At 70.0% G+C, this 22,244-nt stretch carries 19 protein-coding genes and 3 pseudogenes; 10 read left to right on the forward strand and 12 right to left on the reverse strand.

Going from position 1 to position 22,244, the window contains the following annotated elements; translation table 11 throughout:
- Positions 1–2: 2 nt before the first annotated feature.
- The 8 genes and pseudogenes from AB0G17_RS01805 to AB0G17_RS01840 all read left to right on the forward strand — a co-directional run bounded on the left by AB0G17_RS01805 (position 3) and on the right by AB0G17_RS01840 (position 8,624).
- Positions 3–1,502 carry an AMP-binding protein gene (locus AB0G17_RS01805; protein ID WP_361374412.1) on the forward strand — a complete coding sequence of 500 codons (1,500 nt, stop codon included), beginning with the start codon at positions 3–5 and terminating at the stop codon, positions 1,500–1,502.
- 193 nt (positions 1,503–1,695) lie between these two features.
- A complete protein-coding gene (locus AB0G17_RS01810) occupies positions 1,696–2,979 on the forward strand; it encodes a WS/DGAT domain-containing protein (protein ID WP_361374414.1) in 1,284 nt (427 codons plus the stop codon).
- Positions 2,963–3,295: a hypothetical protein gene (locus AB0G17_RS01815; protein WP_361374416.1), complete on the forward strand. Its 333-nt coding sequence runs from the start codon at positions 2,963–2,965 to the stop codon at positions 3,293–3,295. Before AB0G17_RS01810 ends, AB0G17_RS01815 begins: the two co-directional genes overlap by 17 nt.
- Before the next feature lie 104 nt (positions 3,296–3,399).
- Positions 3,400–3,510: pseudogene (locus AB0G17_RS01820) on the forward strand (IS5/IS1182 family transposase); the annotation flags it as partial.
- 276 nt (positions 3,511–3,786) lie between these two features.
- A complete protein-coding gene (locus tag AB0G17_RS01825; protein ID WP_361374418.1) occupies positions 3,787–4,251 on the forward strand; it encodes a hypothetical protein in 465 nt (154 codons plus the stop codon).
- A gap of 901 nt (positions 4,252–5,152) precedes the next feature.
- Positions 5,153–6,745: a prenyltransferase/squalene oxidase repeat-containing protein gene (locus AB0G17_RS01830; protein WP_361374420.1), complete on the forward strand. Its 1,593-nt coding sequence runs from the start codon at positions 5,153–5,155 to the stop codon at positions 6,743–6,745.
- On the forward strand, positions 6,745–8,019 hold the full coding sequence (locus tag AB0G17_RS01835; RefSeq protein WP_361374422.1) for a cytochrome P450: 1,275 nt from the start codon (positions 6,745–6,747) through the stop codon (positions 8,017–8,019). The genes AB0G17_RS01830 and AB0G17_RS01835 overlap by 1 nt, the downstream gene beginning before the upstream one ends.
- Positions 8,016–8,624 carry an HAD family phosphatase gene (locus AB0G17_RS01840; RefSeq protein ID WP_361374424.1) on the forward strand — a complete coding sequence of 203 codons (609 nt, stop codon included), beginning with the start codon at positions 8,016–8,018 and terminating at the stop codon, positions 8,622–8,624. Before AB0G17_RS01835 ends, AB0G17_RS01840 begins: the two co-directional genes overlap by 4 nt.
- A 453-nt stretch (positions 8,625–9,077) precedes the next feature.
- On the opposite strand, the gene AB0G17_RS01845 is transcribed toward AB0G17_RS01840, so the two are convergent.
- Together AB0G17_RS01845 and AB0G17_RS01850 are read right to left on the reverse strand one after the other, a co-directional pair.
- The gene (locus tag AB0G17_RS01845) at positions 9,078–9,677 is read right to left on the reverse strand and encodes a YdcF family protein (RefSeq protein ID WP_361374426.1); all 600 of its coding nucleotides are present in this window, start codon (positions 9,675–9,677) and stop codon (positions 9,078–9,080) included.
- Between the two features lie 69 nt (positions 9,678–9,746).
- Positions 9,747–10,268: a hypothetical protein gene (locus tag AB0G17_RS01850; protein ID WP_361374428.1), complete on the reverse strand. Its 522-nt coding sequence runs from the start codon at positions 10,266–10,268 to the stop codon at positions 9,747–9,749.
- 115 nt (positions 10,269–10,383) lie between these two features.
- Between AB0G17_RS01850 and AB0G17_RS01855 the strand changes: the two genes are divergently transcribed.
- A complete protein-coding gene (locus AB0G17_RS01855; protein WP_361374430.1) occupies positions 10,384–12,012 on the forward strand; it encodes an AMP-binding protein in 1,629 nt (542 codons plus the stop codon).
- A 118-nt stretch (positions 12,013–12,130) separates the two neighbouring features.
- On the opposite strand, the gene AB0G17_RS01860 is transcribed toward AB0G17_RS01855, so the two are convergent.
- From AB0G17_RS01860 to AB0G17_RS01895, 8 genes and pseudogenes are all read right to left on the reverse strand, one after another.
- On the reverse strand, positions 12,131–13,078 hold the full coding sequence (locus AB0G17_RS01860) for an NmrA/HSCARG family protein (protein ID WP_361374432.1): 948 nt from the start codon (positions 13,076–13,078) through the stop codon (positions 12,131–12,133).
- 521 nt (positions 13,079–13,599) lie between these two features.
- The gene (locus AB0G17_RS01865; RefSeq protein WP_361374434.1) at positions 13,600–14,430 is read right to left on the reverse strand and encodes an MBL fold metallo-hydrolase; all 831 of its coding nucleotides are present in this window, start codon (positions 14,428–14,430) and stop codon (positions 13,600–13,602) included.
- Entirely contained in the window at positions 14,423–15,304 is an 882-nt protein-coding gene (locus AB0G17_RS01870; RefSeq protein ID WP_361374436.1) for an NAD-dependent epimerase/dehydratase family protein, read from the reverse strand. Before AB0G17_RS01870 ends, AB0G17_RS01865 begins: the two co-directional genes overlap by 8 nt.
- A gap of 66 nt (positions 15,305–15,370) precedes the next feature.
- Complete coding sequence (locus AB0G17_RS01875) at positions 15,371–16,399, reverse strand: helix-turn-helix domain-containing protein (RefSeq protein WP_361374438.1); 1,029 nt, start codon at positions 16,397–16,399, stop codon at positions 15,371–15,373.
- A 233-nt stretch (positions 16,400–16,632) separates the two neighbouring features.
- Positions 16,633–17,883 (reverse strand): glycosyltransferase, encoded by a 1,251-nt coding sequence (locus AB0G17_RS01880; protein WP_361374579.1) that lies wholly within the window; start codon positions 17,881–17,883, stop codon positions 16,633–16,635.
- A 90-nt stretch (positions 17,884–17,973) separates the two neighbouring features.
- A pseudogene (locus AB0G17_RS01885) lies at positions 17,974–18,294 on the reverse strand (nuclear transport factor 2 family protein); the annotation flags it as partial.
- Between the two features lie 360 nt (positions 18,295–18,654).
- The gene (locus tag AB0G17_RS01890; protein WP_361374440.1) at positions 18,655–19,848 is read right to left on the reverse strand and encodes an MFS transporter; all 1,194 of its coding nucleotides are present in this window, start codon (positions 19,846–19,848) and stop codon (positions 18,655–18,657) included.
- Positions 19,845–20,420, reverse strand: coding sequence for an SgcJ/EcaC family oxidoreductase (locus tag AB0G17_RS01895; RefSeq protein WP_361374442.1), 576 nt, complete (start codon positions 20,418–20,420; stop codon positions 19,845–19,847). The genes AB0G17_RS01890 and AB0G17_RS01895 overlap by 4 nt, the downstream gene beginning before the upstream one ends.
- A 250-nt stretch (positions 20,421–20,670) precedes the next feature.
- Here AB0G17_RS01895 and AB0G17_RS01900 point away from each other — a divergent pair, with 250 nt between their 5' ends.
- Positions 20,671–21,564, forward strand: coding sequence for a LysR family transcriptional regulator (locus AB0G17_RS01900; protein ID WP_361374444.1), 894 nt, complete (start codon positions 20,671–20,673; stop codon positions 21,562–21,564).
- A 123-nt stretch (positions 21,565–21,687) separates the two neighbouring features.
- Here the strand turns inward: AB0G17_RS01900 and AB0G17_RS01905 are convergent, their stop codons facing one another.
- A complete protein-coding gene (locus tag AB0G17_RS01905; RefSeq protein ID WP_361374446.1) occupies positions 21,688–21,843 on the reverse strand; it encodes a hypothetical protein in 156 nt (51 codons plus the stop codon).
- A gap of 165 nt (positions 21,844–22,008) precedes the next feature.
- A pseudogene (locus AB0G17_RS01910) lies at positions 22,009–22,113 on the reverse strand (IS5/IS1182 family transposase); the annotation flags it as partial.
- Positions 22,114–22,244 lie beyond the last annotated feature (131 nt).

Below are 22,244 nucleotides of genomic sequence, written 5' to 3' on the forward strand. Positions count from 1 at the left end.
CGATGTGGCTGCAGCAGCTGCTGCACCAACGGCAGGCGGACACCCCGCACGCGCTCGCGCTGCGCGACGCACGCCGCGACGTCACCTGGAGCCGTCTGCACCGGGATGCCACCGCGCTGGCGCACGCCCTGCATCCACACGCCACACCCGGCAGCCGCGTCGTCGTGCTCAGCGCCAACCGCGTCGAAGTCCTGGAAACGGTCTTCGCCTGCGCCCTGGCCGGAACCATCGCGGTGCCGCTCAATCCAGCACTCACCGACCACGAAATCGACGGCATCCTGGGCGACATCGCCCCTGACTGCGCCGTCGCCGACGGCAGAGGCCTCGCCCGGCTGCCCCGCCTGCGCCCCGCACTGCCTCTACTGGCCGCCGACGACATCCCCAACCTGCCGGAAGGAGCCCGCACGCACCCCGGCGGCGCCCGCCCCACGGACCCGGTGATGATCCTGCACACCTCCGCCACCACCGGCTTCCCGAAAGGCGTGATCTGCGACCACAACTACTTCCAGGCCCAGGCCACCTCCTGGCGCAGCGAGGTCGAACAACAGCCGACGACGACGTATCTGCATACCAGCCCGCTGTGCCACGGCAGCATCACCATCGCCGTCAACTACCTCGCCACCGCATCACCGGTCTGCGTCCTGGACCAGTTCACCCCGCACGAATTCCTGACGGCCGTCGAGACCTGGCAGATCGGCCACACCTTCGTGGTGCCGACCATGCTGAAACTGCTCCTCGAAAGCCGCCAGCTCCCCGACAGCGACCTGACCTCCCTGACCCTGGTGACACACGGCGGCGCACCCTGCCCGCCTCACCTCGCCCACCAAGCACGCCAGGCCCTCGGAGCCGAACTCCGCACCATCTTCGGCATCACCGAAGGCGGAGGACCCGTCCTGTCCCTGGCACCAGACGCCGCGCCAGAAGACGCAGCCATGCCCGGCGCCACCTGTGCGGGCACACCGATGCCCGGCATCACCGCACGCATCACGACCCCCCAAGGCACCACAGCCGCACCCTATGAGGTAGCCACCCTCCACCTGCACGGCCCCGGACTCATGCGCGGCTACTGGAACCAGCCCGACGCCACCGCCCAGACCATCACCGACGGCTGGCTCAACACCGGCGACCTCGGCTACCAAGACAGCGCCGGACATATCTGGATCGTCAACCGCCGCAACGACCTCATCCTGCGCGCAGGACAGAACGTCTACCCCGCCGAGATCGAACACGTCCTGCGCACCCTCGACTCAGTCACCGACGCCGCCGTCGTCCCCGCCCCCTGCCCCACCACAGGACAGACTCCCGCCGCCTTCATCCAAAACACCCCCGGCGCCGACTTCGACGAACACGCCCTGATCTCCCACTGCATCCGCCACCTCGCTCCCTACAAACGCCCCACCCACTTCATCCCCGTCGACGAACTACCACGCAACACCCTCGGAAAACTACTGCGACGCCCCCTGGAACAACACGCCGCAAACCTCGCCCAACACCCCTACTGATCAGCACTTTCACCGCGCAAATCTGCCCCCGTCCAGGCTCGACAGCTCCTCCGGCGCCCTGGCCGTTCTCCTGACGGTCTTCGGCCCCCGGATGCTTACGCGGCGTCCGGCTGCGCTGCCACACCATCGGCCAGGTCGCCGTCGGGATGCTGATCGACCCTGCAGTGAGGGCGCCCCTCTACACGCTCCTGGGATGAGACAGATGAACCGGTTCGCAGATCCCAGCCCTGCTGATCTCGTCATGATCAGGGCTGAACAGATGGCGGAGCACCCGGACGCCAACATGAGGATCGGGATGGTGCTGCACCTGGGCGGCGCCGTGCCCGATCTCGCCGGCCTGCGCGAACACGTCACCGCTCGCCTTGACACCCTGCCCTGTCTGACACACCTCGTAACCGGCGACGGGCCGACCGCACGGTGGAAGCCCGCCGTCCAGGGCATGACCTGGCACGTCCGGTCCAGGGAGATCGAGGGCGGACCGCACGCTCTTCAGGAAACCGTGGGCCTCCTGCTGCGAGAACCGTGGCCGGAGGATGTCCGGGGCTGGCGCATGGTTCTGGTGCACGGTCACGTGCCCGACGGGTTCGCGCTGCTGTATCTCACCCACCACGCCGTCCAGGACGGCGCCAACATCGTCACAGTCCTGGAAACGCTGTTCGGGCCGCAGCTACGGCGAGATGAATACTCCCTGATCATCCGGGACACTTCGTCTACCGCCCGGCCCAGTCCGCACCAGGTCGCGCGGAGCACCCTGAGTCTGCTGCGGCACTCTCGCCAGCACCGCCTGTGGCAGTCCGCGGCGCATCCGCTGTCCAGCCGCCGCCATCTGCTGTGGGCCCACGTGCCCTCCGACCGCCTGCGCACCGCAGCGCGCGCCGGCGCTGCCAGCACCAACGACGTCTACCTCACCGCTCTTGCCCACGCGATCACCCAGTGGGCCAAGGACGCCTGGCCCCGCGCTGCCGGAGCGGCCCTGCCGGTGCTGGTGCCCGTCAACCTGCGCACGCCCGACGAAGTTGCAGCTCCCGGCAACCGGATGTTCCCGGTACGGATCGACCTGCCCGGCGCCCCGATGCCGGTCAGCCGGCGGCTGGCACGGACACGAGAGCGCACCCGTGCGCTGAAATCCGCCGGGCACAAGGCGGTGCTGCGAGCCGCGATCACCCGCCTCCCTCGGCGGCTGCTCCAACTTCTTGTGGACGTGAACATGGTCCCGGGCCGGCTCACCGTCTGTGCCTCCAACCTGGTGATGCGCCAGCGGCTGCACTACGGCGAGGCGGCAGTACACCGCATCGACCCCATCATGTGCTGCCCGCCCAGCGTGCCCCTCGCTGTCGCGGCCACGACCTACGGTGACACGACCAGCGTGTGCTTCCGCATCGACACCGCCCTCCCCGACGCCGACAGCCTTCCCGAACGCTGGCGCCAGGCTCTGACCGACTTGACGGCTCAGGCCCCGCATGAAGCTTCCCCTTGATCGTGGACACCTGGGAGACTGGGATCTTGAGGTTCCAGAGGAAATAGCACCAGGTGGGAAGCAAGTACACGAAGCGGTACACCGAGGAGTCAAGCGGGACGCGATCGCGCTCGTTGACCTCGGGCAAGACGGTACCGCCGTCGCCCAGTGGGAGCTCGGCATCAGCTCTGAGGCTCTGGCGGCTGGTACCGCCGGGCGAGGCGGACCGGGGCGAGGGGGCGAGTCCGGTGAGCTGACCAGCGCCGAGCGTGAGGAGCTCAAGCGACTGCGCAAGAAGGTCCGCGAACAGCAGCAGACGATCGAGATCGTGAACTAAGAGGTCGCGCAGATAGGCGGCTGCTGGGGCCGGGCAGACAGAGCAGGCGCAGGTCTCGTGATCGTGGAGTTGCTGACGCTCTGTGGCATCGGGGAGACCTATGCCTGCGCTTGCCATCATGGCTGGCTGAACCGCTGTGGGGCCAATTCGCCGCTCTGCTGCCGCAGCGGCCCAATTTAGATCCGACCCACCCGTTGGGCTGCCACCGGCGCCGGAAGACCTGCCTCAGCCTCCCGGGGAACGAGGCATAGTCCTTTGGCTACTCCGGCGGACCCTTCATCGGGTCGTACTGCTCACACATCTCGGCACCCTCGTCACGCGCGATCAGCGCCTCGTCCCAGCTCAGGGTGGCTCCGGTGGCGAAGAGGCAGCCATCGCTCGCATGGGGTGCAGATTGTCCGTGCTTGCGACCATCTCGGCGTGGCGACCGACTCACGTCTGCCAGATCACTACGGTTAGTTAGGAATGATCACTCAAAGTGAGGTGGCGTCATGGGATCCAAGACTGTCGAGGTTCACGCGAGCAAGAGCTGGCAGGACACGGGGGTGAAGATCTACCCCAACGAGCTCGTGAAGGTCGCTCCCCAGGCGGGATCAACGTGGCGTGACCGGGCCGGTCACGCCAAAGATGCGGGTGGGCAGTTCACAGGAGCCGGCAACGCCCCCACGGGGCTCCAAAACGTGGAGGGAAACACGGACTACGCGTACCACGGCCCCGGAGCGGTGGCCGGCCAGCTCATCGGCAGCATCGGGAACGACGTGTTCCCGATCAACCACGGCATTCTGATTGGAGACAGCAGCGTCAGGTCAGGCAACGAAGACATCGACAACGCCGGCTCATTCCCGTTTCACCCGCTGAACACGATGGGGGATCTGGAGCTGCGGATCAATGATGGCGACAGGGACGAACACCTGGGCGACAACTCGGGATCCATCATGGTGAACATCAGGTGGTAGACCTTTGAGAGGCCGCGCAGCGGCGGCCGGGGTCAGCTGGCGGACGGGACAGGCACAGGCTCCGCGATCACGGAGTTGTTACGCTCTGCGATCATGGGAGACCTGTGCCTGCGCTGCAATCATGGCTGACCGAACCGTTGTGGGACCAATTCGCCGCTCTTCTGCCGTAGCGGTCAGATCACCGGCGTCGTCGGCCTTGCCACCGCGGCCTGAGCACAGGCCCGGCTCCCAAGCCCACCCTGCCCCGACGCGCCGTCAGGCAGTCACACAGCCAACAACGTGACAACGCCTAAGGATGGGTTCTGAGTGGCTGTAATGAGTGTCTAGGAGCCTCAAAGTGCCAGGTCAGATGGCATCTAAAGGGGGTCGCGAAGGCTGGATCTTGCGCGCTGCGGCGTGATCGAATAGGGGATGACATCGTTTTGGACTGGTAAGCGGGCACGCCTGCGCGGCATCGAGCCTGAGGACTGGAGGCGCGCACGGCCCCTGCCACCGTCCCAGGAGGACCCCCGTGTCGGCTCCGCCCAGCACACCGGCCCAGACCACGCGGACCGGCGACCCTCAGGCCCCGCCGCGCCGAGCACCAGCTCGACACCGACCCAGCCGCAGGCCCCCGCCGCGCCGCAGACCCCGCAGCAGCCGAGCGCGAGGTGATCCGAAGAAAACGGCCTATTCCTGACAGAGGTCGTCCTCAGCAATAGGGAGCCCAGGGTCGTCGATCACGGCATCGTTCACTGCGATCACCTGACCGGACACCAACACGCAGGAGCGGCAGTCCAAATACACCTCTTCATTGAGGTATTCACTCTTTCAGTGTCCGCTCGTCCCGTTTTTATGCTCCCCGTCTATCGAGCGTGGGAGAACAGCGACGGGGACCGATGACGAGGAGAGGAACTTGGACATGGCAATGGATCAGGTCGGCACATCCGGTCCCCGCACCGCCGGTGTGTCACGGCTGTCCGACGGGCTGGTGATCGCGCGGGCCCGAGTGTCCGCACACTTGGCCGCTGCCGTCGATGGGGACGGCGCGGTCCGCCGGCCGTGCACCAGCCGGACGCTGGAGTCGGCGCTGCTGCTGGCGCTGTTGTGGCGGCGTGGCGGTCATCCGCAGCAGGTACAGCGTTTGGTGGCCCACTTGAACCGTGGCGAGGCGCATGCCAGCGGATTCGACGGGGCGTTGGTCCAGGCGGTTCTGCACGGCAAGCGGGCGGACCGTGACGTGGTGGCCGACGAGCTACTGGCCGGCTTCGACCACTTCTCCCTGGTACGCAAGCGCCTGCTCTTCGACGTCTACCTGGCCGCGGCGGGCGCCGTCGAGTTCGAGGCCTCGATGCTGCGCCCGGCCGCAAGGGCGTCAGCGAGGGAGGACAACACGGTGGCCTGGGTCGAGATGGTCATGCTCAGCGTACGGGTGCTGGTCGCACACAGGCTGGGCCGGGCGCAGGAGGTCACCGAGGGGGAGCGTGGGCGGCTGCTGGAGCTGCTCGCCTCCAGCCGGGTGCCAGTGTGGGAGGACTACCCCGCCGCGCACCTGCTGGCGCTGCTGGCGGTCCAGGAGTTCGACCCGGGGCACCCTCTGATGGACAGCGGTGTCACCGCGCTGCTGGACTGTCTGAACCCCGACGGCGGTGTGCCGAGCATCTCGAATCTGGCCGTGTTCAGCACCGGGGTCGCCGGGCTGGCCCTGGCACGCGGGAACGCCGATCCGGCCCTGCTGCACCGGATGGGTGACTACCTCACCGGCCGGCAGATGCCGGACGGCGGCTGGACGTTCGGAGAGGACATGCTCCACAGCGACGTCGATGACACCTCGTACGCCGCGGCGTTCCTGGCCACCGCGGACCCGGTCCGGCACCGGGATGCGCTGGTGCGCGCCGCCGGGTACTTCCGCAACATCGTCGGCCCCGACGGCGGGTACCCCACTTACATGCAGGGCGATCCCTCGGAGGTCGGCATGACCGCGGGCGCGGTCAGCGCCTTGGCCTGGGACGGTGCCCACAACGCCGACCTGATGGCGAACGGCGCTCGCTGGCTGCTGGATGCCCAGCACCCTGACGGCACCTTCGAGCGCAGTTGGAGCTTGAGCGAGGCCAACACGATCTGGCGGGCGCTGTGGGCCCTGCACTCGCTGCCCGAGCCGGTCCGCACCCCCCTGAAGGCGCGTATCGCCGCCGCCACCGCCGCCTCGGAGCGCTTCCTCGACGCGGCGCAGAACACCGACGGCGGCTGGGGATACCGGCCCGGGGACCGAAGCGACATCGCCAGCACCTGCTACTCCCTGCTGGCCCTCTCCGCCATGGGCCGACTCGCGGACCAGGACGCGGTGGTACGCGCGGGCGTGACACACCTGATCTCGCGGCAGGATGCGGACGGCGGGTTCACCGCGCTGCCCGACCAGGTCGCCCCCCGCCCCCTGCTGTTCGACGCACCGGTCTTCTCCGACATCTGGGCCCTGCTCGCCCTGTCCAGCTGCAACCGCAACTGGATCCGGTAATGGCCGACCCCCAACAGAACGAGACCCAAGCGGTCACCAGCCCGCTCCCGGCGGGCACCGCCCCGGCACCGATCACGCTGCCCGTGGCCCGGCCCGATCCTCTGAAGATCCCCGGCGACTTCCGGCGCCTGCAGGCCGAGCAGCCGGTGGCGCCGTTGGCCTTCCCCGACGGGCCGCCGGGCTGGCTGGTCACCCGCTACGACGACGTACGCGCCGCACTGGCCGACCCACGGCTCAGCTCCCGCCGCCCTCACCTGAACTCCCACGTACGGGCCAACCTCATCTCCACCCAGGAAATGGCCGTACTGCGCCCCTCGGACCTGCTCACCAGCGACCCACCCGAGCACACCCGACTGCGCCGGCTCGTCACCGGCCAGTTCACCGCCCGCCGCATCAACCAGCTGGCCCCCAGGATCCAGACCATCGTCGACGACCACCTCGAGGCGATGGCCCACGGCCCCCGGCCCGCCGACCTCATCCAGAGCCTCGCGCTGCCCGTCCCCGCGCTGGTGATCAGCGAACTGCTCGGCGTCCCCTTCACCGACCGCGACCTCTACCACCGCCTCACCCGGGAACTGCTCTCCCTCGACCGCAGCCGCGAACAGCTCCTGGCCTCCAAAGCGGACATGAAGAGCTACCTCCTCGGCCTCATCCACGCCAAACGAGCCGCACCCCCCGGGGAGGACCTGCTGTCCGGCCTCGTCCACGCCCCCGCCATGGAAACGCCGCTCACCGACGACGAGATCGCCGCTCTGGCCCAGCTCATCCTCATCGCCGGCCACGAGACCACCACCAACGCCTTCGCCCTCACCGTCCTGCACCTGCTGCGCACCCCCGGCCTGTGGCACAGCCTGCATAACCGCCCCCACCTCGTCGACGGCGTCATCGAGGAATCCCTGCGCCACGCCACCGTCCTGCAGTTCGGGCTCCTGCGCGTCGCCCGCCAGGACCTCACCATCGCCGGCCAGACCATCAAGACCGGGGACCGGGTCGTCCTCCACCTGCCCGCCGCCAACCGCGACCCCGCCCAGTTCACCGACCCCGACCACATGAACCCCGAACGACCCAACGCCACCCGACACCTCAGCTTCGGCCACGGCCACCACCACTGCCCCGGCGACCACCTCGCCCGCATCGAACTGCGCACCCTCCTGGCCACCACCCTGCGCCGCTTCCCCGACCTGCGCCTGGCCACCGACCCCGCCGAGATTCCCACCCACCACCAGCGGGTCGTGTACGGGGTGGCCCGGCTGCCCGTGGACTTCACCCCGTGACCCGCGCAGCGAGCCACCCGGACCGAGCTGGCCGAGGAACCGGTCACGCGGTCTACGCCTTCGACTTCGACGGCACCCTGGCCGACACCACCGACCTCAACCACCGAGCCGTCCAGGCCTCGCTCGCCGCCCACGGCATCAGCGTCCCTCTGGCCTGGCTGCACGCCGACCCCGCCTTCACCGCCGGCCGACTCCGCGACCGGCTCCAGCTCGGGCCGGCCGACCTTCCCGAGAACAGCTTCGTCGAAGCCGCCCGCGCCTACTGGTTCGCCAACACCGACCGGATCCGCCCGATCGCCACCGCCACCGCCACCGTGCGCGCGGCGGCCGAGCACGCCGCGCTCGCGGTGGTCTCCGCCAACTACCACGACGTCATCCACCACGGCCTCGCACTCGTGGGACTCGACGACCTCGACTGGACCATCGTCGGCCGCGACGACGTCCCCCGCCCCAAACCCGCCCCCGACGCCTACCTGCACGCCGCCCGTCTCCTGGGCGTGGAACCCCGCGACTGCCTGGCCCACGAGGACACCGACGAAGGCATCACCGCCGCCACCGCCGCCGGCATGGAGGTCATCGACGTCCGCCGACGAGACTGGCGGTGACAGACCGGAACAACACCGTCGCGTCCCTCCCACGCAAAGTGAAGGCCAACCGCCGGCCCCCGTACGACGCCACCAGCGACTGACCCCCCTCCTCGGTCCGGGCACCGGAGCCGCGCGGGTCGCAGAAGTCCTCCGGGAATCCGTCGAGCGCGGCACCAGTGAAGGAACCCGGACCTTGCCTGAGGCGATCAGGTCATGCGGCCTCCTGGCGTTCAGCCAGGGGGTGGGGCTGCCGGGCGGCGTCGGGGTCTGCCAGCGTCTTGATGTCTGCGCTGCTTGGCGGTCCGGGTTGTGAAGTGCCGCACTGAAATGCAGCAATCCTTACATGCCTTCAGAACCTGCAAGCCACTGACCAGCCCAAGCACTTGACAGGTGCAGATAATCTCCTGCGCGCTCATCTGCTGGTGCCGCCTCATGAACCGCCGTTTGTGACACCGACGCGAGAGCGGCTGTCTACAGCGAGACCTTCCGTTCTTCGGCCTTGAGGCCGCGGAGTGTCCAAAGCCCGTACAGAGCCAGCAGTGGCTTACCAACCATCCACTCGCCAGGGCGGTAGTCATCCGCTCGCACGAGCCTCTCAGCAAGATCAGGGCGTTGCCGCCGCAAGTACGCACGGGCCTTGAGTGCGTGAGCTGGTTGGGAGGCAAACTTGATGCGGTCGACATCCTCGAGCAGCGGGATCACGTTAGTGATGTTCTCCCATGTCGTCGCGCTCTGGTCTTCGAGAAGCACCGTGCCGTCGAACGCAAGCACGGACTTCGCGTAGTCGGCCATCAACCGGGCCTCCGCAGCTCCGTTGCTGGTCCCACCACCGCTGAAGATCACACGAGTGCTGCGCGCACCGTCAGCGGCAATGGAGCGGATTCCAGCACGAACTCGCCAACGGTTGATGAAGTTTGCCGTCGATTGTGGGTTCCGGTAGCCCAACACGACCACGGCTTCGGATGCGCCCCCTCTGCTTCCTACGAGGGCCCGAGACCAGCGCCAGTTCAACCACTCTCCCCAGGCCAGAACTGCAGCCCCAGCTATCCCCAGTCCTGCCCTTCGTCGCATGCGGCGACTCTAGGGCACCGCGACATTGGGCAGCGAAGGCACCAGCCGCCCTGCAGAGGACGCATTCTGTTAGGCCTTCCTACTCCGCTGGGACTGGCCGCAGCCTCCGAGGAACTCGACCGGCCTGTCCGTGAGATGGGCGGCGTCGCCCGCGGCGCCGCTCGCTCCGGAGCTCAAGCACGACCCCGCGGGCAAGGAGTTCCCGCTCTGGCGCACCCTGTACGGCGACACGGCCGGGAGGGCTACCCGGCTGTCGCGCTCGTTGAAGCTCTGCGAGCCGAGGACGCACCGCTGGGGCCCTGAGACCAGGCCGAACGTCGGAGCGCTGGGCCGCTGGCGGCGGCACTGGCGTCCCGGCGGCCCCCCCGGTGCGGTGCGGGCGATGGTCGAGGTGACACTGACGGAGAGGGCCGCGGTGCGCAGCACGAAGGCCGTGCGGCGGTGCCGCAGCTCGCCCCGTCGCGGGGCCTGGCAGGAGCCGAACCCTCCGTTGGGGACCTCCAGATACAGACGCCGCAGCAGGCCCGGCGTGCCGTGCCCGACGGTCTCTTCGAACGCCGTTATGTCCTTGGGGGACGCCGGAGCGGGCATGGATTGCGGAGAACCGAGCAACCATCCCATACCGGAACATAGAGCTCCAGTTGCTGATGGCTGAAGTTGTTCCCTGCGATGCCACGGCTCCTGAGCGGCGTGCTTGCATGTGTTCATGATCGTTAACGCGCAGGAAACTTCCGGGCCGCGGACGTACCTGGACCACGTCCTGGAGCACTGGCAAAAGGACGAGGACGCCGAGGCGCTCGTCCAGGGTGCGCAGCGGCTGACCCGGGGGGAGGCCCGGCGGCGGCTGTTCAGTTTGGGGCACGCTCTGAGGCGGCAGGGGCTCGCGCCGGGCGACGGTGTGGGGTTGTTCCTGGCCAACCGCGTGGACTCTGTCCTGGTGCAGCTCGCGGTCCATCTCATCGGCTGCCGCGTGGTGTTCCTGCCGCCCGAACCAGGGCCTGGCGAACTCGCCGCGTTGGTCGAGCAGTCCAAGGCGCGCGCTGTGGTCACCGACCCGGTCTTCGCGGCGCGCGCCGCCGACGCGGTCGGCCGCAGCGTCCACGCACCCGTGCTGCTCAGCGTCGGTCCCTGTGAGCAGCGGTGTACTGACCTGCTGGCCGTGGCGGCCGAGTGCCCTGTGGTGCGCCCCGACGGCGTGCCCGCCCCGGGAGCGGACGAGGCCGTCACCGTCCTTTACACCGGCGGTACCTTGGGCCGGCCCAAGCTCGCCGCGCACAGCCACCGGCTGTACGACGTGCTGCTGGATTTCGTGGAGGACGACCCGCGGGACGCTCCTTCCACAGGCTTCTTCCCGACCATGGACCCGCGTACGGACCGGGTGCTCGTCTCCACGCTGCTCACTCACGCCAGTGGCCACCTCACGTCGATTCAGGCGCTGGTGACGGGTTCCGCCCTCGTAGTGCTGCCCGAGTTCGACGCGGGCGCGGCCCTGGCGGTACTGCGCGAGGAGCGGATCACCGCCACCATGTTCGTCCCACCCATGTTGTACGCGCTGCTCGACCACCCGCAGTGCGAGCCGGGCGCACTCCCCGCGCTGCGGCGGATCGTCGTCGGCGGCGCGGCTTCGTCGCCCAGCCGGCTCCAGCAGGTGGTCGAGATTTTCGGGCCTGTGCTCAGCCAGGGCTACGGGCAGTCGGAGGCGCTCGGCATCACCGCGTTCGATGCGGAGGACCTCGCCTCGCAGGGGGCCCGACGGCCCGAGCTCTGGCGCAGCTGCGGTCGCGCGATATCCGACACCGAGATCGAGATCCGTGGTGAAGAGGGTGCGGGGGCGCTGCCCGCCGGGCAGGTTGGCGAGGTGTGCGTCCGGGGTAAGGCTGTGATGCTCGGTTACTACGAGGACCCGCAGCGCACCGCGGAGGCGTTCTACGGCGGTTGGCTGCGCACTGGGGACATGGGCTACCTCGACGCCGAGGGGTACCTCTATCTCGTTGACCGTGCCAAGGACATCATCGTCACTGGCAGCACCAGCGACAACGTCTACTCCCGGGTCCTGGAGGACTTCCTGCTCACGCTGCCGGGTGTGCGCAACGCGGCGGCGCTGGGCGTGCCGGACGAGGAGTACGGGGAGGCCGTACAGATCTTCCTGGCCACGGCCGAGGGCGCTGATGTCGATCCGGACGTGGTCGGCGCCGCGGTGACCGCCGAGTTGGGGGACCTGTACACGCCCCGGAAGACGGTCCTGCTCGACCAGCTGCCGATGACCAAGGTCGGCAAGGTGGACAAGAAGGCGCTGCGCGCCGCGTGGACGAGCGCGGCCTCGGCCACTCCGTAGATGCCGCTGCCGCCGAGGCGCGGGCCACCTGCCGGAAAGGGCGATGTGGCGCTCACGCTGGCTGGGCTGTGCCGGTGATGAGGGGGCCTGGACGAGGCGGAGGGCACCCGTGTGGGCGTCAGGCGGACGTGAAGTGGTCCCGGTGGTTCGCCAGCCACGTGGCGAAGTCCTGGAGACCGGGATGGAGCGAGCGGACCGCGTCGAGGTCGCGGGCGGCGACGAAGCGGGCTTCGCAGTCGGCGTAGAACTGGAACATGTTGCCCACCTCGTCCGCGCCGGGGAACCCCAGGGCCCTGAAGGCGTCCGGGCTCAACGGGCGGTAGCGCACCGGGCGGTCCAGGGCGTCGGTCATCGCCGTGGCCATGTCCGTGAGAGTGAGGTGCTCGCCGGCGATGCTCACCGTCGCGCCGATGTAGTCCGTAGCGCCCTTGAACAGGGTGTACGCGGTCCGGCCGATGTCCTCCACCCCGATGCCCGACAGCTTCTTGTCGCCCATGGGGAAGACGAACTCCAACGCGCCGTCTTCCGTGGGCTGCGGTGCGATTGCTCCGTAGAGGTTCTCCCAGTAGAACGTGGTGCGCAGGAACGTCACCGGGACGCCGGCGTCGAGGAAGAAGTGGTCGGCCTCCGCCTTGCCGTCGAAGTGCGGCACTTTGAACCTGCCCTGAAGCGTGGGCATCCGTTCGTCCTCCAGTGGAATGCACTCCCGGGTGTCCTCCAGCGTCGACCACACCGCGTGCTGAATCCCGGCGTGTCCGGTGGCCCGTGCGAGCGCCGCCGCCTGTGCCTGTTCGTGAGCGGCGTCCATGTCCTCCCAGAAGTTGGTCACGAGGTACGCCCCGTACGCGCCCTCCAGCGCGGGCGCCAGGGATTCCTCGTCGTCCAGGTCGGCCCGGACCACCTGCGCCCCGAGGCGCTCCAGCTCCCGGGCGGCGTCCGAATCCGGCCGGCGGGTCACCGCGCGGACGGTGAACTCGCTGTCCGGGTCCTCCAGGATCGCCCGGGCCAGTGACCCGCCCTGGTGTCCTGTCGCGCCGAAGACCGTGACGATCCGCTTGCCGTTCATGGCTTCCCTCTCCTGAGCTCGCATCCCCGCACCGGACTGGGAGGACGCGGTGCGAACCTACGGCGCGGGGAGTGCTCCGGCGGCGGGCCACGCCGGGCGCCACGCGGGCGGGGCCCCGTGCGGAGCATGCCTATGCGGTCGCACTCCTGCCACGGCCGCGACCTGTGGGAAGCCGGTCTCTACCGGCGGCGCAGAGCCGGTCTCCGCCGGAGGTGCAGCGTGTTCCACGGCGAGCCTGGTGGACCAGCCGCTGGGTGTCGGCCCGGCGGAGCAGCTCGGCCCTGGAAGCGCGGCGGTCGCCGGGTGGGGGGCCAAGGCGGCTGGGTCGAGGGGGGCCGGGCCCGAGCCGGCCACTACGAGGCGAGGCCACAGCCCATGAGCTGAAGCCTCGTCACGATAAGCACCGTCGCCGTACTGGGCGCCCAGGTCACCGGCCCCCGCGCGGCCCGCCCCTGACGCCGCGCATGCCCTCGCGGGCCGGGCGGACCTGGGTGTTCACTCTCCCGTCCGGCACCGCCCGGTCATGGGTTGCTCCTTGTGGGCAGGGCCTGCTCGAAGCGCAGATAGCGGTCGACGGACCGGGCGAGGACCTCGTTACCGCCCGCGGTGACGACGCGGTCCCACCAGGCGCCGTAGATCCGGTCGAAGTGGTAGCCGGCGAGGAGTTCGCCGGCGGCGCGGACGGCGTCGGGGCGTTCGGGGACGTGGTTGGCGTAGCTGTACATGATGCTGACCCAGCGGGGGTCGGGGCCGACGTTGACGATGTCGCCGGTGAACAGGGCGCCCTGGCCGGCGGTCCAGTGCATGACCGTGCTGCCCGGGAAGTGGACGCCCGGGTTGATCAGCGTCAGCTCGTCGGTCAGCTGGTGGGTCTGCCCGCTCCAGAAGCGCAGGGCTGGGTCGGGGCGGCCGACCCAGCTGCGGTCCGCCTCGTGCAGGTACACGGGGGCGTCGAAGGCGTGCGCCCAGTCGACCATGGCGGAGTAGAAGTGCGGGTGGCTGATGGCGATCGCGGTGATGCCGCCGAGCTCCCGTACCTCGCGGATCATCGCGTCGTCGAGGTAGGGCACGCAGTCCCACAGCACGTTGCCGGCGGCCGTTCGCAGCAGCAGGGCGCGCTGGCCGATGGCGAACTCCGGCGTGCAGCCGATGCCGAGGACGTCCGGGCCCTGTTCCTCGAAGCGGCCCTGATGACCGTCGGCGCGCAACTCGGCGATGCTGGTCCACTGCTGGCCGTCGCGCCCGACGTACTGGCGCTCGTCCAGGCAGACCGGGCAGTCGGGGCGCGGGGCGGCGTACTGGGTGCCGCAGGTGCGGCAGACGGGCAATGTCGTACCGGCGAGGTCAGCCACGGTCGCCCCCGGCCGGCTCGGTCAGCTCGGTCAGGACGTACGGGCGGCTGGGCAGCCAGCCGAGCTCGGCGACGGCGCGCTGCCCGGACACCACCTGGTTCAGGCCGAGAGCCTCGGCGAACGGGCTGCCCACGGCCTCAGCGGCCTGCTCCAGCGGCCAGGGCTCGGCCCGGCCGCTGCCGCCCGCGGCGATGTCGGCGGCCGCGGCCAGCGCCGCGACCGGCACCGCCTCGTGCGCCACCCCGTGCAGCACGCTGCCCGCGTCGGCCTTGGTCACCGCCAGCACGAAGAGTTCGGCGAGGTCATCCACGTGGACCATCGGCCAGCGGGTCGCCGCCGAACCGACGTACCGGCCGGCGCCGTGTTCGCGCGCCCAGTCGGTCATCAGGCCGGGAATGCCGCCGCCGCGGCCGTACACGATGCCGGGTCGCACGACCACAGCTCGCACGTCGTCCCCGCCGGTGGCCAGCGCCCGCTGCTCGATCCGCGGTCGGTAGCCGACGATGGCGATGGCGTTCGTCGGCGCGTCCTCGTCGACCGGCGCGTCGCCGGTGGCACCGAGCACCCAGACGCCGCTGGTGTACACGAAGGCCCGGCCGGAGCCGCGCAGCCGCTCGGTCAGCGCGTCCACGGCCGCCGCGTCCACCGCCTCGTCACCGGTCGGCGTGGCGAGGTTGACCACGGCGTCGATGTCATCCGTGACGGCGGCCCGCAGCGAGGCCGGGTCGGCCAGGTCGCCCACCAGCCCCGGCGCCCCGGCCGGCAGCCGGTCCGCGTCCTTGGCGAGGTGGACCACTTGGTGGCCCTCCGCCGTGAGCCGCCGCACCACGGCCGACCCGATGTAACCGGTGGAACCCAGGACGAGTACCTTCACGTCCAATCCCCTTCGTTTGTTGACCAATTGAAGCGGTGCTTGCTGCTTCACCTGCGGAAACAGAATCTAGGCGCGCCCGGTCGGCGACGGTCGCCGCAGCGTGCAGGATCCTTCGACTACGCGTGCAGAGCCGGAGCCCAGCGCGTGGCGGCGGTACTCGCCGGGGCTGAGGCCGTAGGCCTGGCGGAAGGCGCGGCCGAAGACGGTGGCGTTGGAAAGGCCCCAACGGGCGGCGATCATCTGGACGGGCAGCGCGCGCAGCTCCGGCCGTGCGAGGTCGGCGCGGCAGCGCTCGAGGCGCCGGGTCCGGATGAGGGCGGCGACGCCTTCGGGCTCGTCCCGGAACAGCGCGTAGAGGCCGCGCAGCGAGATGTTGTGGTGGTCGGCGACCGCCCGGGGGGTGAGGTCGGGGTCACCCAGGTTGCGTTCGATGAAGACCTTGGCCCGCTCCAGGAGAGCGCGGGTACGGATCTCGGGTGGCGTCGCCCCGACAGTGCCGAGCTGCTCGGCCAGGAAGGCCGTGGCCAGGTCGAGAGCCAGCCGCCCGAGCGCCGGGAGCTCCTCGCTCCGGCAGTCCGGGCCGTTGTCACGAAGGCTCGTCAGGAAGTCGGCCATCACCGCGCCGAGGCCGGTCCGGGGAAGCCGGCGGGCGACGAGGTGGTCGGCGCGCCCGGCGCGCAGGGGCAGCTCCGATCTCGGGATCTGGAGAACGATCGCGTGGATCGGTCCGCCGTCGCGGTCGGTGTCGCACTCCAACGGGGCCGAGGTGTTGGTGACGATGAAGCCGTCGACGACCAGGCCGGAGTCCCGGCCGAGCTGGCACGCCTTCATCGCGTTCCCCTGGATGAGCGCGAGTTGGTACTGCTCGGGGTCGCCCCGCCTGATGTGCGCCGGGGTACGGCGCGACCATACGGGCGAGAACTCCAACGTCGACACCGTGAGCGCGCCCAGCTCGATTGCCCCGACGCCGGCGTGGAAGTCACCCGCCCGATCGGTGTTGATTGCCACGGGCATCACGTCCGTGGACACCGTCTCGGTGAACCACTCGAACCTGTCGGCCACCGGGACCTCATGGCCGGACGCACGTGTCCACATCCGATCTCCTGAAACTACAGACATATTGATGACTCATCCGATGGGGTCTTCGTGAACTGTGACGTGATGGACCTGAAGGTCTCCGGCTTGTCCGGAGCTCTGTCCTCGGGGCAGGGAAGGTCGCTCCCGGTCCCCGCCGGGTTCAGTGAGCTACCCGACGCGGTGCCGCAGATCGCGCCCGGTACGTTCGGCGCCTCGAACACACCAGGCTCTGCGGTGAAGAGGCCCCCGCTTCACGCGGACATCGGCGGCGTTTCCCGGCCCACCATGTCGCGTAGCAGCTTCCCGGCCACCGTCGCCCCGTCGGTGCGGATCGTGACCGCCACGGCGTCCGCTCGCGCGCGGGTCCCGGGGTTCAGGGCCGTCCTGAGTGCGGCCGACAGGGACGCGTAGGTCAGGGTTGGCCCGTCGTGCGCTGCGCCGATGCCCAGGTCGGCCACCCGGTTCGCCCAGTACGGCTGGTCCGCCATCTGCGGCACCACCACCTGCGGCGCGCCGGCCAGGGCGGCCGTCGTCGTGGTGCCCGCGCCCCCGTGGTGCACGACGGCGGTCACCCGGGCGAAGAGCGCCTGCTGGTTGACCTCGCCGATGGCGAAGCAGTCGCCCTGGTCGTCGGTCACCGCCAGGTCGGCCCAGCCGCGGCCGATGACGACGCGCCGGCCCTGCGCGCGGATCGCCTCGACGGCAGCCCGGGCGGTGTCCCGCGCGTCGCGCACGGGCATGCTCCCGAAGCCCACGTATACCGGTGGTGTGCCGGCGTCCAGGAACGCCTCCAGGTCGGCGGGGAGCGGGCGGTCGTCCCGCCGGATCCAGGCGCCGGTCTGCACCACGTCGAGGTCCGCCGACCACAGCCACGGGCTCAGGGTCGGGTCCGCCGCCAGCCACGGGCGGTTGGTGAGGACATGCTTGCGGACGTCATCCACCGGCGGCAGGCCGATCGCCGCCCGGTGAGTGTTGATCCCCTCGCCGAACAACGCGTTCATGTGCTCGCTGTTCAGCTCCCACAGCACCCGGTTGTCCGTCACCTCCGGCGGGAGCGGCCGCCCCGGCCACGCGAGCGGCGGGTGGTGCGGTGAGGGCAGAAAGGTCGGGAAGTAGGCGACGAACACGTAGGGCACGCCCAGTTCATCGGCCACCGCCCGCGCGGCGGCCGCCGCCGGGATCAAGCCGGTCGCCACCACGACGTCACACCCCTTGGCCACCGCGGCGACCGAGTCGTACGTGGCGGCGACCATCCGGGCCGCGCGCTCGGGCAGGCTCTCCGCAGTCAGCGCCTTCCCCGTCCCGGTCACCGCCTCGGTCGCCATCGCGCGCAGCGACCGGCCGAGCGGCACCAGCGGGAGACCGGCACCCTCCAGCAGCTCCGCGAAGTCCGGCGGGGCACACACCTGCACCTCCGCGCCGCCTGCTCGTAGAGCCGCCGCGAGTCCGAGCATCGGCTCCACATCTCCACGCGAACCGTAGGCCACCAACAACACACGCATGTCAGGACTGCCTTGCCTTTCCTGGGATTCCGGCCCCGGCCGGCGGGCGTCACCCGCGGTCTTGCCGTAACCGAGGGACTCGACGATCAACCCGTCCCGTACGAGCACGAGGTTCACGCCGCGGACCGAGTCGGCCGGCCCGTCGCCGAAGCGGTACCGCCAGCGGACCGTCGCCCGTTCACCGGTGATGACGACAGCCTCCGGGTCGAACCGGCCCGTGCGGTCCTCGGCGAGTGCCCGGCAGAACTCCAGGCACTCGGCGCGGCCTTCGTAGCGGGCCCCGTTGGGAGCCGGCTCCTTCGCCTCCATCACGCAGTCCTCGGCGATCAGGTCGGCGAACGAGGAGGCGTCATGGTCGATGAAGGCGCGGTTGAAGCGGTGGATGACTTCTGCAGTGGTACGGAACGGCACGCCGCAACCTTTCGGGAGTGGAATGATCGGTCTGTTGGTTCCCGTCCGGGCCCGGCCGGCTGGGCCGCCCTCCCCGACGGGGCACGTGCCGTCCTGGTGCCGGCGGCCGGGCGCCTCCGGTGGCCCGGGCCCGGTCCGGCCAGGGCACCGGGGCCGTCGGTGAGTAGCGCGCCCGCGGTGGGCTTCGGGTCGCCGAGGCCCCGGCTGACGCCGGTGATGAACCGGAGGCGGCTCGTGCTTTCGGCTGAGGTAGGCATGCGTGCTGCTCCTGTCTGAAGTGAGGCTCCGGGGCTCGGTCCGCCGGCCTTTGGGGTGTGGGTTTCCGGCTGGGTGCGTGCGTGGGCGTGCCCGGCCCGCCGGTCAACGCCTGCGCGCGCTCCGTACGGCCAGGAAGGTGAGGAAGGTGAAGACGGCCCCGGTCGTCAGGACACCGTTGATGGTGAGGTGGGTGGCGACGATTCCTCCGAAGAGGGCGCCGAATGCGATGGCGAGGTTGTAGACGGAGGTGTTCAGGGCGGTGGCCGCCTCGGCCGAGGCGGGTGCCGCCTTGAGGATCCACGTCTGGACGGTGACCGGTACACCGCCGAAGGCCAGCCCCCATCCCATCAGCAGCAGGGCCCCGCTGACCGGAGTACGGCCGGCGAAGGGGAAGACCGCGAGGACCGCGGTCAGCAGGACGCTGACGGTGAGGATGGTGGCGCGGACGTTCCGCTCCGCGGCCGCCCCGGCGAGGAAGTTGCCGAGGACGCCCGCGACGCCGAAGCCGAGCAGGAGCGGGCCGATCACACCTTCGTCGATCCCAGCCGTGGTGTGCAGGATCGGGCTGACGAAGGTGAAGGCGGCGAAGTGGCCGCCGACCAGGAGGAACGTGGCGAGGACGCCGGCGCGCACCACGGGGTGGCGGAACTGCCGCGGCAGCGTGCGCAGTTGAACGACCTGTTGGGCGGGCATGGGAGGCAGCAGGAAGAGCAGGGCCACCAGGACGACGAGACCCAGTGCGCCCGCGGCCACGAACGCTATGCGCCAGTCCGCGAGGCCGCCGATCAGCGTCCCGGCCGGTACGCCGAGGACATTGGCTGCCGTAGCGCCACCGAAGACGAGCGAGACGGCCCGGGGGACAGAGCGTTCCGGTACCAGCCGCACGGCGAGGCCTGCGGCGAGCGCCCAGAAGCCGCCGATGCTGATTCCGACGAGGAAGCGCGAGCCCAGCAGGACGGCGAAGTCGGGTGCCACCGCCGACAGTCCATTGGCCAGCACCATCAGGGTGATCAGGCCGATCAGGGCGGTCCGCCGGTCGAGCCGGCCGATTACCACCGGGAGCAGCGGCGCCGCGACGGAGGCGACCAGGCCGGGTACCATCACCATCAGCCCGGCGGTCCCTTCAGAGACGTCGAGGGCGTCTCCGATGAAGGGGAGCAGCCCGACGGGCAGTGATTCGACGGTCACCAACGCGAACGTCCCGACCGCCATGGCGACAACCGCGAGCCATCTCCTGAGCGGCACCCGCTCGTCGACGCGCGTGGTGGGTGTTTCCGCGACACCTGCGATGGTCATGAGTGTGCTCCGATCGGGAGGGCATGGTCCGCCTCGAAGGCGTCGTGGTCGATGGTCGTGGTGCTCTGGGCGACGGCGATCCGCCATCGGCCGTCGTCCTTGGCCAGGACGTACACCGGGGCGCCGGGGGCCACGTCGGGGTTGGCGGCCACCACGGACGCCCATCGGCGCTGTGCCGCGCTGGGGCTGTCGCACCGCCTGCTGCGCCGGCCCGGGCCGTAGTGACCGCGGAGCACCTCGTCGAGGCGCAGTCCGTCACGGGTGATCGGTCGCTGACGGATCTTGACCGCCGCGAGGTCGGCCCGGATGAACACGATGGACTCGGCTTCACAGGTGACGGTCAGCGGCCGGTGGACCGTGCCGGGCAGCGAGCTGCGGGCGAAGGCGTTGATCGCCTCCAACCCGGTCAGCGGGTCGCCATGCGGGAGGGTCCACAGGGCCTCCTGGCGGAACAGCTCCGTGAACGCTTCCGGAAGCCCGTTCTGCTGGGCGTACTCGACCTGGGCGACGAGCCTGACGACGGCGCGTACGTCCTCCTGCGGAACGGCGACGCCGGTGACGAGCGGATTCATGAAGTTTCTCCCCCCTGGGTGTGGGCGTGCCGGTATCCCGGGACGACGGCTTGTCTCCCGTTCGGCACGCTCGGGCGGCCGCATGCGGGCCGTTGGCGGTGCGGTGTCACCGGTACGGGCACCGCTCCGCTCATGGATCACCGGGCAGCGGTTCCGGCCGCTGTCGATCTTTCAGCCTTCCGCCGCGCCCATCAACGTCGAAGATCAGTAGGATCCGATAACTCAGGCTTATGACGGGGGTCGGCTGCACGTGGAAGTACGTGACATCGAGATATTTCTGACGCTGGCGGAGGAACTGCACTTCGGGCGGGCGGCCGCACGGCTGCACCTCACGCAGGCGCGTATCAGTCAGGTGATCGGCCGTGAGGAACGGAAGCTGGGGGGCCTGTTGTTCGACCGCTCGAATCGCCGTCAGATCCGCCTGACCCCACTCGGCCGACAGCTGCGTACCGACTTGTTGCCGGTCTACGCGAACCTGCGCGACAGCCTCGAACGCGCCCGCATGGCCGCCCGCGGCAAAAACGGCCGGCTGCGCGTCGGCATGATGCCCTTCAACGTCCTCGACCTGCACCACTTCTGGAAGGCGTTCCAGGCTCGCCATCCCGAGTGGGAGCTGCAGATCCGCAGGGCGCCCTACGTCGAACCCTTCGAGAGACTCCGCGAGGGCGACATGGACGTGTTCATCACCTGGCTACCGGTGGACGAGCCCGATCTCACCATCGGCCCGGTTCTCTTCCACGACCGTCGCGTCCTGGCAGTCTCCGCGGTCCACGAACTCGCCGACAGACCCGACGTTCCGGGCGAGGCCCTGGCCGACTTCGCCCACGCCATGCCCCCAGGGTTGCCCGACTACTGGGAAGACGGCTACCTGCCGTTCTACACACCCCGGGGCAAGGTGATCGAACGTATCGAGCAGGTCACCAATGCCGACGAACTGATCCACCTGGTCATCACAGGCGAGATCGTCCATCCCTTCCCGTCACACGTCACCCGCTACTGGTCCATGTTGTCCCACGTGCGCTTCGTTCCCCTCCCCGACATGGGGACCATCCCGTACGCCCTGGTGTGGCGCAGGGACGCCGAGAACGACCTCATCCGAGCCCTCGCCCAGACCGTCCGCGACATCGGCCCCGTGCGGTTCTGACGACGCCCGCGCGCAACCGCCCGTACCCGGCTTCGACCTGCCCACTCCAGGTCGGGCTCGGGGCAGGGCTGCCAGGGTCGGCCGGGGCGCGGGTGGCGGGGATACGGCTCGCGGGCCCGGACTTCAGCCGGGGATCTTCGCGTACCGGCCGGTGTAGTAACCGACGGCGACAACCACGGAGTTGGCCCGGCACACCGCCCCGGGCGCCGCCCCGCACCGCGGGCACGGTTCGCACTCGACGAGCTCGCCGCGGGCGATCTCGTCCAGGTCACCGTTCACACAGGTCACCGTTCACACGGCCCCCTCCCGCTCGGCCGCTCGACGCGGCCCGTCCCGAATACCCCTCCCGCTTCTCCGCCGCGCCCATCGGTTTCGGATGCCTTTTCGGGACGGCTCCCGCACTCCGCCCGCCGCGGCGGGCGCCGTCCCGGAAACGACGGCGTGGCGCAGCTCGGCCAGCGGGGCGGTGAGCAGGCGTGACCAGACACCGGCTTCGGCCCAGCCCGCAGCCCGCAGCCGGCGCCAGGCCGTCACACCTGAGCAGCCCACGGTCTCCACAGGGCCATCGCGCCAGCGACGTTGGAACTGCAGCTGCGACAGGCCCTAGGTCGACCCGTTCACCCGCGCTCGCGGACACCCGAGCTGTGGGAGGAGATCGTGCGCCGTACCAACCCGGCATG

The organism is Streptomyces sp. NPDC023838 (genome assembly GCF_040639555.1).
Taxonomy (GTDB): domain Bacteria; phylum Actinomycetota; class Actinomycetes; order Streptomycetales; family Streptomycetaceae; genus Streptomyces.

Excerpts from the sequence above, each read along its gene's own strand:
- AB0G17_RS01805 (WP_361374412.1), top strand. The coding sequence starts at position 3 with ATGTGGCTGCAGCAGCTGCTGCACCAACGGCAGGCGGACACCCCGCAC.
- AB0G17_RS01810 (WP_361374414.1), top strand. The coding sequence starts at position 1,696 with ATGAGACAGATGAACCGGTTCGCAGATCCCAGCCCTGCTGATCTCGTC.
- AB0G17_RS01815 (WP_361374416.1), top strand. The coding sequence starts at position 2,963 with ATGAAGCTTCCCCTTGATCGTGGACACCTGGGAGACTGGGATCTTGAG.
- AB0G17_RS01825 (WP_361374418.1), top strand. The coding sequence starts at position 3,787 with ATGGGATCCAAGACTGTCGAGGTTCACGCGAGCAAGAGCTGGCAGGAC.
- AB0G17_RS01830 (WP_361374420.1), top strand. The coding sequence starts at position 5,153 with ATGGCAATGGATCAGGTCGGCACATCCGGTCCCCGCACCGCCGGTGTG.
- AB0G17_RS01835 (WP_361374422.1), top strand. The coding sequence starts at position 6,745 with ATGGCCGACCCCCAACAGAACGAGACCCAAGCGGTCACCAGCCCGCTC.
- AB0G17_RS01845 (WP_361374426.1), bottom strand. The coding sequence starts at position 9,677 with ATGCGACGAAGGGCAGGACTGGGGATAGCTGGGGCTGCAGTTCTGGCC.
- AB0G17_RS01850 (WP_361374428.1), bottom strand. The coding sequence starts at position 10,268 with ATGCCCGCTCCGGCGTCCCCCAAGGACATAACGGCGTTCGAAGAGACC.
- AB0G17_RS01855 (WP_361374430.1), top strand. The coding sequence starts at position 10,384 with ATGATCGTTAACGCGCAGGAAACTTCCGGGCCGCGGACGTACCTGGAC.
- AB0G17_RS01860 (WP_361374432.1), bottom strand. The coding sequence starts at position 13,078 with ATGAACGGCAAGCGGATCGTCACGGTCTTCGGCGCGACAGGACACCAG.
- AB0G17_RS01875 (WP_361374438.1), bottom strand. The coding sequence starts at position 16,399 with ATGTGGACACGTGCGTCCGGCCATGAGGTCCCGGTGGCCGACAGGTTC.
- AB0G17_RS01880 (WP_361374579.1), bottom strand. The coding sequence starts at position 17,883 with ATGCGTGTGTTGTTGGTGGCCTACGGTTCGCGTGGAGATGTGGAGCCG.
- AB0G17_RS01890 (WP_361374440.1), bottom strand. The coding sequence starts at position 19,848 with ATGACCATCGCAGGTGTCGCGGAAACACCCACCACGCGCGTCGACGAG.
- AB0G17_RS01895 (WP_361374442.1), bottom strand. The coding sequence starts at position 20,420 with ATGAATCCGCTCGTCACCGGCGTCGCCGTTCCGCAGGAGGACGTACGC.